Here is an 11,867-nt window from a genome sequence, read left to right on the forward strand (position 1 = left end):
ATCAATGGGTTTGAATCGAGACCTGATGTAGAAGGGATTAAGACGCGTGATCCTGCGGCCAAATCGTTATACGGCCGTTGTTTGAATCGAGACCTGATGTAGAAGGGATTAAGACGGAGGATATGTTTTTGGATTCCCAGCCCCAGAATGTTTGAATCGAGACCTGATGCAGAAGGGATCAAGCCGGGTTCATGCCGGTCTGGCGCAGCATGCATGGCGGCAGCACGGCAGTGGGCATAAGCATGATGGCCATCCAGGCGTCCATGGTTGCCGTACCCTGCGTGCTGGAACGGATGGATGTTTTTTGACAAGAGCAGGACGATACCTGCCAGGAGAGAAGTCCCATGCAACGACGAGCGTTCGTGCAAAAACTTGCCGTTGGCGCCGGCCTGTGCCTGCTGCCGCCGGGGTGGTTGCTGGCCAGGCCTTATTCCCGCGCCGATGGCAAGGCCGACTGGATTTTCAGGGGCGGCCTGATCCATACGGCCGATCCCGCCCGGCCGACGGCAGAGGCGGGGCGGGGCGGTTCATGTTCAGGATATCGCCCGAGCGGATACATTCCACCCGGGTGGTCCAGACCATGATGGATGGCAAGGTCACGCACGCGTTGCTGTAGACTGTGGCGCCGGCGGGACCACGGCAGGCAGCGGCACTGCCGACGCGGACGTGGTCCGCCAATCCGGGCTGACCGGCGCCCCGCCTTCCGCAGGGCGTGACGGGGTCCGCGAGCCTGGCCCGGGAGCCTTCAAGGGCTTGCAGGGCAAGGCGACGCCACGGGCTGCGCCGAGGACCGCGGCCCGACTTAATGCCGCTTGAACCGAGACCTGACCGAGAAGGGATCAAGAAGCATGTTGCCTGTGGCGATATCCGGCAGGGTTTCCGTGTGCTGGGAGACCTGATGTAGAAGGGATGAAGATCTTTCGCGATCGGCTCGCTGTTAACAAAGCGTTCGTTTCAATAGAGACCTGATGTAGAAGGGTTATTCGACAGGGCGGCCCGGGGCGCCCTGTCTTCGCTGGATGCGGGACCGGATCGGGGTAGGGGAGTTGGGCGCGGGGCGCCGGCCTTCAGACGCCCAGCCAGCGGCGCAGGCGTTCGCGCAAGTGGGCGAGTTCGGCGCCGGCGCAGACCGCGATGCGGTAATCGCGGGCGCGGTCGAGAATGCGCGGATGCAGCGGCTGGAAGCTGACCAGCAGGCCGCGCGCCTGCAGTCCGCCGAGCCGGTTCAGCAGGGTTTCCAGCTTGTAGAGCGCCTCGGCGCCAACGCCGCCCTGGCGCGTTTCCTCGTTGAACAGGCGGGTCTTGCACTCGATCACGTGCAGGCGGTTGCGGGCCAGCACGGCGACGTCCAGTTCATTGGCCACGCCACCGCCGCGCACCACTTCCAGCCCCCGGCCCACGTCCTGGATCGCCGGGTGCCCGGCCTTCAGCGACTGCGCCAGCGCCACCACGTACTGCTCCAGCCAGCCGCCATTGGCGAAGAAGCGGGCGCCCTCGTCGGCGAAGCGCAGCACCTGGTCCTCGACGCGCAGCAGCCCGCGCGCGGCGAAGGCGTCCACCAGGGCGCGGACATCCTTGCGCCGCAGCGCCGCGCCGATCGCCGCCGACACGCCGGTGCCGGCCGCGCTGGCGGCGGCGAAGTTGAGCGTCGCCAGGGCATGCCGGTGGCGGTCGACATCGGCCGCCAGTGCCTCGGCCAGCGCCTTCAGTGGCGCCGCCATGCCGAAGGCGCCCGGCCGCTGGCGCAGCTCGGCCCCGTGCGCCTTGAGGAAGGCCGGCAGCCGCAGCCGGTTGGCCAGCTGGCGCGGCGGCAGGCCCTCGGGCTGCAACCAGACCAGGCGGTCCTGCTCCGGGTGGACATAGAAGATCGGCAGCCGGGCCGACAGGAACACCTCGTAGGCGGCGATCGCCATCAGCTTGGTGCCGCCGGTCGCGTTCAGCGCCAGCGGCTCGCCCTCCCGCGCCGCCACCAGCGTCAGGATCTGCTCGCGCATGGCGGCCACGTCCCAGGGGTCGGGCAGTTCCTCGCGCCGCACGCGCAGGCCGGCCGGTTGCAGCACGGCGGCCAGCCCGTCGGCGCGTTCGCGCATGTCGGGGCTGGTCAGCAGGATGACCTCGCGGGCGTCCAGGGCCGGATCCAGCGCCGGGGTCAGGTTCGGCGTCGGCTGGCCGCTGACCAGGATCACCTGGATCGGCGCGGTGGGGGCCGGGCTCATGCCGGCCCCGGCGCGGCGGGCGCGCAGCGGGCCGGCACGGCCTTACGGTTCTGGCCGGGGTGGCGCGGGCGGGTGGCCGGCATGGCGGGCCTCGTTCTCATGTGGGGTTCCGGATGCGCGGGCGGCGGCTTGCCATCCGTCCCGGCAAGGGCCGGCGTGCCAGCCGCCCGCGCCGCCGGCTACTGGAAGACCGCGCCGACACGCGTGTCCGCGTCCATCGTCAGGCGGCAGGGCTGGGTTCCCGAGCAGGCCCCGGTCCAGCCGGCGAAGGCATGTCCGCTCTGCGGGACGGGGCTCAGGGTCACGTCGGTGCCCTTGAAAAATTTCGCCGCGCAGGTCTTTTTCCGGTCCGGGCAGTCAAGGCCAGCCGGCGAGCCGACGATCGCGCCGAGCCGGTTCTTGGCGATCCTGAGGGTGTATCGGGGCAGCTTGCCGAACACCGGCTTGAGCGTGGTCGCAGCCGTGAGGGTGAGCTCGCAGACATGGCCTTCGGGGTCCGGGCAGCCGCGCCAGCGGACCAGCTGGTAGCCGGCATCCGGCGTCGCCACCAGCCTGACCTGGGCAAACGACGCCGTGCATTGCCGTTGCCTGCCGCCGCACAGGATGCCGGCCGGCTCGCTGCCGACCACGCCGCCCGTCGGCCGGGTCACGGTCAAAGGATAGCGGGGCAACGCGACGAAACCGGCGGTGACGGATCGCTGCGCATCCATGACCACGGTGCAGGCGCCGGTTCCGGCGCAGGCGCCGCCCCAGCCGGAAAACCGGTATCCCCTGGCCGCCGTCTGGCTCAGCGTCACCCGCGCGCCGTTGTCGTAGCGGGCCGAGCAGGCGCTGCCGCAGGCGATGCCGGCCGGCGAACTGGTCACCGTGCCCGATCCCGCGACGGCGACCGTCAGCGTCCACTGGGTCAGGCCCAGCGCATCCAGCGCGGCACTCACCAGAATCCTGGGCGTGGCATAGGTCCCGGCATAGCTCGGCACCGGAACCCCCGTGCCTTTCAGGGCGTTCTCGATCTGCGCCACCGGGAGCGACGGCAGGCGCGACCGGATCGCGGCGAACGCCCCGGCGACATGGGGCGTGGCCATGGAGGTGCCGCTGTAGCCGGCGTACTGGCTGACGGGCACGGAGGAGAGGATATCCACGCCCGGCGCGAGCAGGTCGACCAGCGTTTGCGACTCGTTCGAGAAATAGGCGATCCTGTCGTCCCGCGTGGTGGCGCCCACGGTGACCGCGGTGCTGATGCAGCCTGGCGCGCCGACGCTGGCCAGATAGGCATCGTTGCCGGATGCGATGACCGTGGCGACGTTGGCCGCCCGCAGGCTGTCGATGATGGGTTTCAGTGGATTGTCGTCGCACGGCGCCGCGAAGGAACCCCCTCCGAGACTCATGTTGACGGCGGCCAGCCGGGCGCCGCCGGCCAGACTGGCGCGGTTGGCGTATACCCATTCGAGGGCCGCCAGATCGTCCGAGGTGTAGCTCATCACGCACGGGGTCATGTCGGCGTCGCCGCAGGCGGCGGCGCGGTCGAAACGGGTAAACACCTGCACGGCTATCAAGCGGGCCGCTTTCGCCACGCCGTTGGGCGGGATGCCGGGGGCAGGATTCCTGCCCACCGCGATGCCGGCCACGTGGGTTCCATGGGTGCACAGGTTTTCCGGCCCGTTGACGCATCTGGCGGCCGTGGCCTCGGCCGCGCCCGGCCCGGTCTGGGTCCTCGTTCCGTTAGGACACAGCGAGATGCCGCTGCCCGAGGCGTTCGAGAAACAGGCTTCGGCAATCGTCTTGCCGGACAGGAATGGGTGGGACACCTGGACGCCGGTATCCAGCACGGCCACGGCTTGCCCCTCGCCCGTGGCGCCCAGGGCATAGGCACCGCCGGCGCCATCCATGCCGACCTGCGGCACGCTGTTCTGCAGCAGCGGCTTGTTCAGCCGGTCCAGGTGGATGCGGCTCACGTCCGGATCGCGGGCCAGCCGGTCCAGTTCCTCGCCGTCCACCGTGATGGCAAACATGGGACTGATCTCGTATTGCCGGAGTCCCCGTTCGAATCCGCCGGCCCGGCTGGCCTGGCCGCTCCCGCCAAAGATGCGCGCCAGCACCCGTTCCTGCGCCGCCGCGACCGCGCGCCTGCGGGCGGCCAGCGCGCGCTCGTCCGGCGGACTCGCCATGCGCGCGGGGAGCGCCAGTTCGACAATCACGCGCACCGTGCCGTCGGCGGCGAGATCGCTGGCCATCGGGGCCGCATCGGCGGCCACGACCGCTGGCGGGAACGCCCCGGCCGTGTCCGCCGCGCCATCGCCCGCCCGCACCTGAGCCCCGAGCGCGCAGACCAGCGGCAACGCCCATGCAAGTATCTGTTTCATGTCAATTCTCCCGCGTCTCCGTGGGCGATAGGCCATCGCCCGAAAACCGGCCGCAACAACCATGACCAGCCCGGTTGGCGACCGCCCGTGTCCCTTCTATGTCAGGTCTCGGTTCAAACCTCTCACCCAGCTTCAACGGGAAAAGCTGGAGTCTTAATCCCTTCTACATCAGGTCTCGATTCAAACGCGATGCGAAATCCGAAAGCGCGGCCATTGCCGCGTCTTAATCCCTTCTACATCAGGTCTCGATTCAAACAAAATAAAATCATTGGCCACGTCGAGCGCGAACATGTCTTAATCCCTTCTACATCAGGTCTCGATTCAAACGATTAAATTCTTCCGCGCCAGTGGCGCGGCAGTGTCTTAATCCCTTCTACATCAGGTCTCGATTCAAACGCCACGTCGAGCGCGAACATGCGCGACGTGGCAGGGTCTTAATCCCTTCTACATCAGGTCTCGATTCAAACCAGGCAACAATCGAAATTACAGGCATCGGCCCGGGGTCTTAATCCCTTCTACATCAGGTCTCGATTCAAACTCGACGAGTATGGGACACCTTGCGGCTGGGGCGAGTCTTAATCCCTTCTACATCAGGTCTCGATTCAAACGCAAAGAATGCTGCAGATGCGCGCCCGCAGCTGGGTCTTAATCCCTTCTACATCAGGTCTCGATTCAAACTCAAGGCCGCCAGCAAATACCAGTCTGAGCTTGCCGTCTTAATCCCTTCTACATCAGGTCTCGATTCAAACGGAGAAGGCAAAAGCAGCCCTCGAAGGGCTGACAGGTCTTAATCCCTTCTACATCAGGTCTCGATTCAAACCAACAGGAGACACGAATGAACGATTTCAGTTTGGTCTTAATCCCTTCTACATCAGGTCTCGATTCAAACCCTAAAGCTGACAGAATATCTCCCTGCGCCTCGGTCTTAATCCCTTCTACATCAGGTCTCGATTCAAACAAAGAGCTTAGCGCGAAGTTATCCGAGCTCAAGGCGTCTTAATCCCTTCTACATCAGGTCTCGATTCAAACCCCGCCAGCATGGTGACTTCACGCCTATGGCACGGTCTTAATCCCTTCTACATCAGGTCTCGATTCAAACCCACGTAGGGGCATGGCTTGTTATCCGGAAACGGGTCTTAATCCCTTCTACATCAGGTCTCGATTCAAACCTGTCAGCTGGGTAAATGGATCGCCCAGTAACGTCTTAATCCCTTCTACATCAGGTCTCGATTCAAACATGGCAGAGGCGAGAAAGGCCGAAAAGGCCTTGCGTCTTAATCCCTTCTACATCAGGTCTCGATTCAAACCTTCTGGCGGCAAGCATTCCGCCAGCAAACGAGGCGTCTTAATCCCTTCTACATCAGGTCTCGATTCAAACCAAAGAGCTTCGCGAGAAGCTCTCCACGCTCAAGTCTTAATCCCTTCTACATCAGGTCTCGATTCAAACTCAGGGAGAACGGTGAATACCGCGCGCGCGCTCGAGTCTTAATCCCTTCTACATCAGGTCTCGATTCAAACGAGGAGGCCCGTAAAAAGCGGGCTGACAAGACCGGTCTTAATCCCTTCTACATCAGGTCTCGATTCAAACTAAAGGGAAAGCCTAAACCCCACGTGGGGCAAGTCTTAATCCCTTCTACATCAGGTCTCGATTCAAACACAATCGTTGGTGAAATTTTTCCGCGCCTCAGGTCTTAATCCCTTCTACATCAGGTCTCGATTCAAACGAGAGGTGGCCGCGCAGACGGCGCTCTTGATCGTGTCTTAATCCCTTCTACATCAGGTCTCGATTCAAACGGCTGGGGGTGTTTTTCTCCTTCATTTTCAGTGGGTTACAGAGAGGGTTGACAGAAATCGCGTGCACACAAATGTTACGCTGTCTCACCGGCGTGACAGCGGGCGCGACGGATCGCTTGCCGGGCCGCCCGGGGCGCGCGCGGTTCATTGACATTCTGATGAGCGTCGATGACCGGGTCAATCCGGCGCGTCTCCAGTAACCCGTGGGCGCCATGGGCGGAAGGCATTCAGCGGACGATCAGGTTGACGCCGCCATCGAGCAGCAGCACGTCCTCGGGGAACAGCTGCCGGCCCAGGCCGATCTGTTCGGGCCGGCCGGGCAGGGGATAGCAGCGCACGTCGTCGACCCGTGCGTCGATGATGGCGCGCAGGCCACCCAGCACCCGTTCGAGCTTGCGGGCGTCGAGCTGGGCGGTGAAGACCGAGTACTGCACCGGCAAGCCCTGCCGGCGCAGAAACCGGTGCACGCGACCGAGGCGCCTGGGCTGGCGGATGTCGTAGGCGATGAGATACAGCAGCGGCTGATGGTCGGCCATGGTTCAGAGTTCGATCAGCCAGCGGTGCAGGCGGCCGATGAGGCTGGTCAGGAGGTGGTCGAGCCGCGCCCGGCGTTGCTCGAAGAAGGCGACGACGGCGGCGCTGTCCGGCGGGTCCGGCTGTCCGCATCGCCGGCGCGCGCCGAGCCAGGCCAGCCGCGCCAGGTGCAGGTCCCAGAACAGCAGGTCGGTCAGGTCGTGGGTGAGATCGAAGCCGGGCCAGTCGTGATCGTCGGGCGCGATGCCGGCGTCCTGGAGGGCTTGCAGGGTCTGGCTGTGCACCAGCGCATGCAGCGCCCGGCCGGCAGCGGTATAGGCGGGCAGCAGGTCGCGGTCGCGTGCCGCGGCCTGCAGGGCCTGGTGCAGCGCGCGCGGGGTCGGCGGCTGGCCGACGCCCATGCCGATGCGCCGGGCGACGCTGCGCAGGGCCATGCGCTGCATGCCGGCCCGCCAGTCGGCGTAGCGAGCCGGCCAGTCGGGCCGCAGTAGGGCGTCGCGCAGCCGCTGGCGGATTTCGGCGCGTTCGCCGGGCTGGCCGACCAGCCGCGCCAGCACGGCGCCATCGTCGGCGAGAAAGGTGACGGTGATGCCGCCACCCGCGCAGGCCATCAGGGCCGGCATGGCCCAGCCGACGCGGCTGTCGCTGACGACACGGGAGACGCGCTGCAGGGGAAACCAGACATCGGCGCGCTCGGGATGGCGCACCTTCAGCGCCGGTCCGTCGAGCTCCACCCGCGCGTCCGCGCCCTTGAGATACAGCGGCCTCACGGGTGGTCTTCCAGCAGCCGGCGGGCGACGACCAGGCCATGGCGGCGCAGCAGCCGGCGCAGCGGCGGGGCCAGCGTCTCGTAACGGGCGTAGAACAGCGAGCGGGCCTTCTTCTTCATCAGGCAGCCGCCGTCCTCGCGGGAAAAGTCCTCGGCCCGGAGTTCCCGGTCGGCGAACAGCCGCCAGACCCAGTGGTCGATCCGCGGCCGCAGGGGCTCGATCAGGTCGGCGGCGAGCGATTCGCGCCGGTGCGCGGGTTCGTGGAAAAAGCCGACATAGGGATCCAGCCCGTTGAGGTGGCAGGCGCGGGCGGCGTCGGCATGCAGCAGGGTGTAGCCCAGCGACAGCGCGGCGTTGACCGGATCGCGCGGTGGCCGCCGGTTGCGCCCGGTAAAGTCGAGACCCGCTGGGAACAGGGTGGTGTAGGCGGCGAAATAGGCGGCCGCGCCGGCGCCTTCGATGCCGTTCAGGCGGCCCAGGCTGAGACTGGCCACGGCCTCCGCCTGCAGGCCGTCGGACGCCCGCCGCAGCTGGGCGATGGCCTGGCCCAGCGGGGCGCGCCGATCCGGCCGCGTGGCCTGGGCCTGTCTCAGGAAGGCCGTCTGTTGCCGCAGCTTGAGCAGCACCAGCCGCCGCGCCCAGTCGAGCCGGTAGGGTTCGTCATGGTGCCAGCGGTACTGGGCGATGCGCCGCCGGGTGTCGCCATGCCAGCGACCCTGCAGGATGGCCGGCACCCGGCCCTGCCGGCCGCCGAGCACCAGCAGGCTGATGCCGGCCTCGGCCAGCGCGCCGAGCGCGCCGGTGGTGACGCTGGCCTGGCCGCGCATGACCACCCGCTCCAGCAGGTTCAACGGCACGGTGCCACGCCGCTCGCCAGCTTCGTAGAGGCACAGGTGCTGTCCTTCGTGACGGAGTTCCAGGCTCTTGCGGTCCAGGTACAGGGTTGCCATGTGTCGCCTCGGGCAGGGTCAGCCAATGTAGAAGTACTCCGGGTCCTGCGGCACCACGCCGATGCCCAGCACGCGGACCCGGCGCCGGGCGTCCAGCCGCATCAGCAGGAAGCGGTCCTCGCCGGGGTCGATGACCTCGCGCACCGCCTCGACCAGTTGTGTCCTTTCGGTGCGGTTGAGGTAGCACTCGAACACCGATTTCTGTCCGCCGGTGGCGTAGCCCCGCAGTACCTGCAGCGCCCGCCGCAGTCGCTTGTCGTCGGCGATGTCGTAGCAGGCGAGATAGAGCGCGCGCTTGGCCATGGCGAGACGATACGCCCCATGTTGCGCGCGGGTCGGGTTGGCAAGCTTGCCGGCCGGCGGGAACGGGCCGGGACACGGTAGAGTGATGGAATGATTTTTTTATCACAGCCGATACGGAGCCATCGCCCATGCGTACCTATGCCAACGAAGCGGAATACCACCAGTGGTTCATCGACCATATCGACCAGCTGTTCCTGCCCGATCGCTCGACGCCGATCCTGGTCATCGGCCACGAGCTGTCCCTGTTCGGCGGCAGCCGCAATGGCGGCAGCGGCAGCGCCGACCTGCTGGCGGTCGATGTCGAGGGGCGGGTCTGGCTGATCGAGGCCAAGGTGGCCAACAGCGCGGAGTTCGGCACGGTCTGGGAGCAGCTGGTCCGCTACCGCGACAGCCTGCAGGCGCATAACCGCTGGGATGTGCTGGAGCGGCAGATGCTCAAGTTCCTCAACGGGCGGGAAAAGTGCCGGCCGGTCTCGACGCGCTACCAATCGTGCGCCACGCTGCGGGACGTCCTCGGCCTGTGGCTGGCGAGCCTCGGTCGCACCACGACCGACGTGGCGGCGTTCACCGCCGGGGTGGCCGAGCAGTTGCGCACCGGCACCCTGGGGCTGGCAGTGCTGTCCGATATCGAGCATACGCTGATCGCGCGGGAAGCCGAGCGGCATCCGCATGGCGGGCCGAAGGCGTTCTTCGTCGCCCGCGTGCAGCAGGGACAGCCGCGGGCGGCCACCCGGCATTTCCAGGAGCCCGGGGAGCAGGCTTTCCAGGCTTCCGAGCCGGAGCATTTCTACGATACCGCCTATCCCGTCTGCCGCCCGGAAACGCTGGCGGAGTATCTCGATCCGTCGCTGATCCCGCTGGTCGAGGCCATCCTGTATCCGGGTCTGCGCCAGCTGGGCTGGGACGGCCGCGATTACCTGAACAACAGGAAGAGCATCACCGTTGCCTTGTCGTTCGCGGATGCCGCCGGCCGGAGCTGCTGGCTGCGGCTGGTGGACCTGGGCTGGACCGATGCTGATGCCAGCCGCGTGGCGTCGACGCAGCGGCTGCCCGGCTCCTATGGGCTCAAGGTGCTGTTCCATCCCTTCGATCTGCACCGAGGCCTGGGCGAGGATCTGGCGATGGAGCGGCTCAACGCCTGGGCACCCCGCCTGTATGCGTGCGGCTGGCGGGGGCGCGGCGTGGCGCGGGACATCCACCGGGTACCGCTGACCCGGGAGCTTTTCCGCAAGTTCGCCAAGGAGTTCGAGTACGAGCCTTCGCCGGAGATCAAGGACTTCACCCGGGGCGATGCGGCCGAGCGGCGCGACCTGCAACGCTTGCTGCAGCTGCTGGCGTCCATCGTCGAGGATATCGCCGGGCGGATGCAGACGCTCGACCGTCGCGATGTGCCGGGGGCGGATTCCCGGCAGCGGGGGCAGGCCAGCGTCGCGGGCGGCGCGGCGGTTGCCCGGGAGCATGGCCAGTGAGGCGGGCCGGCCTGCTGGCGCTGGGGCTGCTGGGCCTGTGGCCGCTGGCGGGACCAGCCGCCGCCGGGGATGCCAGCCGGTGCCACGCCATCGCGGATCGCGACCGGCGCCATGCCTGCCTGGCCGAGACGCGGGGCCGCCAGCAGGACTGCAACGCCATCAGGGACATCGACAACCGGGCGATGTGTTCCGCCAGGACCAGCGGCCAGAGGAGCCGCTGCCACATCATCCGGGATGCCGCCCGCCGACAGGCCTGCCTGGCCGGGATGGACTATTGAGCGCCGCGACGAAACTGGCCGCGGGCTGTCTCGCCGCCGGGCTTTCAGCTTGCCTGTCCCAGCCAGGCCCGCGGTACACGGTCGTCCCGCCCCTGGAAAGCGGCATGCAGCGCTACGGGCAGATGAGCGCCGACCTTGCCAGCCTCAACGGCGCGGTGGCGACCGTTTCCCAGGGCACCACCAGCATCGGCCGGGTGGTCAACCCGGTCCAGGAGGCGAACAACGCGCTGGGGCAGGGGTTCGTGCAGGTGCTCAAGGCACAGGGCGCCCTGGATTCCCTGTCCGGCAGGGTCGGCCGGATGTTCCACGCGAATCCCTGAGGCGGTTCAGGGTTTCCGGCGCCCGTGGCGGCCGGGCCGGGAGGTGCCGGCAGCAGACAAGCCCGTCGGTCGCGCATGAGCGGCCGACGGGCTTTTTTGTTGGCATGCAGGCCAGGCGACCGCCGCTGACGCCGGGGCAGCCCGCGCGCGGAGCGCGGGCGTTACCGCAGGTGGCGCTACGGGGCCACCTTCAGCACATCGCCGGAAATGTTCCAGTTGCTGCACCCGAGCAGCGTGGGGACGATCAGCAGCCCGAGTCCGAAGTCCATCAGCCAGCGCTCGCTGGCGGTGACGTTGTCGGCGACCTCGGCGCCCCTGGCGCTCAGCTCGCGGCGAATCGCCGGAATGACGATGTTCTGGTCGGTGGTGGTTTGCGAGGTGTTGAAACAGGCGCCGGCGCTGGTTTCGAAGCGGCCGAGGGGCCTGACCTTGTTGGTGGCGACCTTGTTCTGGATCTCGGTTTTCGCGTACTTGTCCGAATAGAAGCCCTGACCCAGCAGGTAGGGTGTGGAAGGTGCGGCGCAGCCGATCAGCTGGCTGGTCGTCAACACGAGGGCGATGGTTTTGCGCATGGACGGGTCTCCTTAGGGTCTGGGCGTCGGCCGCTGGGCCGTTACGACGTGAACGAAAGGGCGACAGGGTAGGCGGCGCGGGAGACGCCGGGGCATCTGGCAAGCTTGCGGGCGCTGCGCCGGGCGGTGAAGGCCGAGTAGTGCACCGGCAAGCCCTGCCGGCGCAGAAACCGGTGCATGCGATGAGGCAGTCAGGAGGTGGTCGAACCGCGTTCCGCGTTGCTCGAAGAAGGCGATGACGGCGGCGTTGTCCGGCGGGTCCGGCTGTCCGCATCGCTGGCGCGCGCCGAGCCAGGCC

Annotated in this window: 12 protein-coding genes and 1 CRISPR repeat array; of the genes, 3 read left to right on the forward strand and 9 right to left on the reverse strand. The window is 67.0% G+C overall.

What is annotated here, in order from left to right; all coding sequences use genetic code 11:
* The 7 genes from ACYQ1H_RS14590 to cas2 (ACYQ1H_RS14620) all read right to left on the reverse strand — a co-directional run.
* On the reverse strand, window positions 1–482 hold a 482-nt coding region (locus ACYQ1H_RS14590; protein ID WP_460028776.1), incomplete at its 3' end, for a hypothetical protein.
* Window positions 483–1,067: 585 nt separating this feature from the next.
* On the reverse strand, window positions 1,068–2,216 hold the full coding sequence (locus tag ACYQ1H_RS14595; RefSeq protein ID WP_460028777.1) for a Card1-like endonuclease domain-containing protein: 1,149 nt from the start codon (window positions 2,214–2,216) through the stop codon (window positions 1,068–1,070).
* Window positions 2,217–2,395: 179 nt separating this feature from the next.
* The gene (locus ACYQ1H_RS14600; protein ID WP_460028778.1) at window positions 2,396–4,579 is read right to left on the reverse strand and encodes a S8 family peptidase; all 2,184 of its coding nucleotides are present in this window, start codon (window positions 4,577–4,579) and stop codon (window positions 2,396–2,398) included.
* Window positions 4,580–4,729: 150 nt separating this feature from the next.
* Window positions 4,730–6,373: a CRISPR direct-repeat array (repeat unit 36 nt; unit sequence GTCTTAATCCCTTCTACATCAGGTCTCGATTCAAAC).
* A gap of 227 nt (window positions 6,374–6,600) precedes the next feature.
* Window positions 6,601–6,909 carry a CRISPR-associated endonuclease Cas2 gene (gene cas2 / locus ACYQ1H_RS14605; RefSeq protein ID WP_460028779.1) on the reverse strand — a complete coding sequence of 103 codons (309 nt, stop codon included), beginning with the start codon at window positions 6,907–6,909 and terminating at the stop codon, window positions 6,601–6,603.
* A gap of 3 nt (window positions 6,910–6,912) precedes the next feature.
* A complete protein-coding gene (locus ACYQ1H_RS14610) occupies window positions 6,913–7,677 on the reverse strand; it encodes a CRISPR-associated endonuclease Cas1 (protein ID WP_460028780.1) in 765 nt (254 codons plus the stop codon).
* Window positions 7,674–8,627, reverse strand: a complete 954-nt coding sequence (gene cas1, locus ACYQ1H_RS14615) for a CRISPR-associated endonuclease Cas1 (protein WP_460028781.1) — start codon at window positions 8,625–8,627, stop codon at window positions 7,674–7,676. The genes ACYQ1H_RS14610 and cas1 overlap by 4 nt, the downstream gene beginning before the upstream one ends.
* An 18-nt stretch (window positions 8,628–8,645) precedes the next feature.
* Window positions 8,646–8,930: a CRISPR-associated endonuclease Cas2 gene (gene cas2 / locus ACYQ1H_RS14620; protein WP_460028782.1), complete on the reverse strand. Its 285-nt coding sequence runs from the start codon at window positions 8,928–8,930 to the stop codon at window positions 8,646–8,648.
* A 128-nt stretch (window positions 8,931–9,058) separates the two neighbouring features.
* Between cas2 (ACYQ1H_RS14620) and ACYQ1H_RS14625 the strand changes: the two genes are divergently transcribed.
* The 3 genes from ACYQ1H_RS14625 (at window position 9,059) to ACYQ1H_RS14635 (ending at window position 10,997) form a co-directional block, all read left to right on the forward strand.
* Window positions 9,059–10,399, forward strand: coding sequence for a hypothetical protein (locus ACYQ1H_RS14625; protein WP_460028783.1), 1,341 nt, complete (start codon window positions 9,059–9,061; stop codon window positions 10,397–10,399).
* Window positions 10,396–10,677 carry a hypothetical protein gene (locus ACYQ1H_RS14630; protein WP_460028784.1) on the forward strand — a complete coding sequence of 94 codons (282 nt, stop codon included), beginning with the start codon at window positions 10,396–10,398 and terminating at the stop codon, window positions 10,675–10,677. Before ACYQ1H_RS14625 ends, ACYQ1H_RS14630 begins: the two co-directional genes overlap by 4 nt.
* A 104-nt stretch (window positions 10,678–10,781) precedes the next feature.
* Complete coding sequence (locus tag ACYQ1H_RS14635; RefSeq protein ID WP_460028785.1) at window positions 10,782–10,997, forward strand: hypothetical protein; 216 nt, start codon at window positions 10,782–10,784, stop codon at window positions 10,995–10,997.
* A gap of 176 nt (window positions 10,998–11,173) precedes the next feature.
* Here the strand turns inward: ACYQ1H_RS14635 and ACYQ1H_RS14640 are convergent, their stop codons facing one another.
* Window positions 11,174–11,569, reverse strand: coding sequence for a hypothetical protein (locus ACYQ1H_RS14640; RefSeq protein WP_460028786.1), 396 nt, complete (start codon window positions 11,567–11,569; stop codon window positions 11,174–11,176).
* A 41-nt stretch (window positions 11,570–11,610) separates the two neighbouring features.
* Entirely contained in the window at window positions 11,611–11,748 is a 138-nt protein-coding gene (locus ACYQ1H_RS14645; protein ID WP_460028787.1) for a hypothetical protein, read from the reverse strand.
* Window positions 11,749–11,867: the final 119 nt, after the last annotated feature.

The organism is Methyloparacoccus murrellii, from assembly GCF_054657115.1.

What these genes read in the sequence shown, in the direction of transcription:
- ACYQ1H_RS14625 (WP_460028783.1), top strand. Translation starts at nt 9,059, where the DNA reads ATGCGTACCTATGCCAACGAAGCGGAATACCACCAGTGGTTCATCGAC.
- cas2 (WP_460028779.1), bottom strand. Translation starts at nt 6,909, where the DNA reads ATGGCCGACCATCAGCCGCTGCTGTATCTCATCGCCTACGACATCCGC.
- ACYQ1H_RS14645 (WP_460028787.1), bottom strand. Translation starts at nt 11,748, where the DNA reads ATGCACCGGTTTCTGCGCCGGCAGGGCTTGCCGGTGCACTACTCGGCC.
- ACYQ1H_RS14600 (WP_460028778.1), bottom strand. Translation starts at nt 4,579, where the DNA reads ATGAAACAGATACTTGCATGGGCGTTGCCGCTGGTCTGCGCGCTCGGG.
- cas2 (WP_460028782.1), bottom strand. Translation starts at nt 8,930, where the DNA reads ATGGCCAAGCGCGCGCTCTATCTCGCCTGCTACGACATCGCCGACGAC.
- ACYQ1H_RS14640 (WP_460028786.1), bottom strand. Translation starts at nt 11,569, where the DNA reads ATGCGCAAAACCATCGCCCTCGTGTTGACGACCAGCCAGCTGATCGGC.
- cas1 (WP_460028781.1), bottom strand. Translation starts at nt 8,627, where the DNA reads ATGGCAACCCTGTACCTGGACCGCAAGAGCCTGGAACTCCGTCACGAA.
- ACYQ1H_RS14595 (WP_460028777.1), bottom strand. Translation starts at nt 2,216, where the DNA reads ATGAGCCCGGCCCCCACCGCGCCGATCCAGGTGATCCTGGTCAGCGGC.
- ACYQ1H_RS14635 (WP_460028785.1), top strand. Translation starts at nt 10,782, where the DNA reads ATGCAGCGCTACGGGCAGATGAGCGCCGACCTTGCCAGCCTCAACGGC.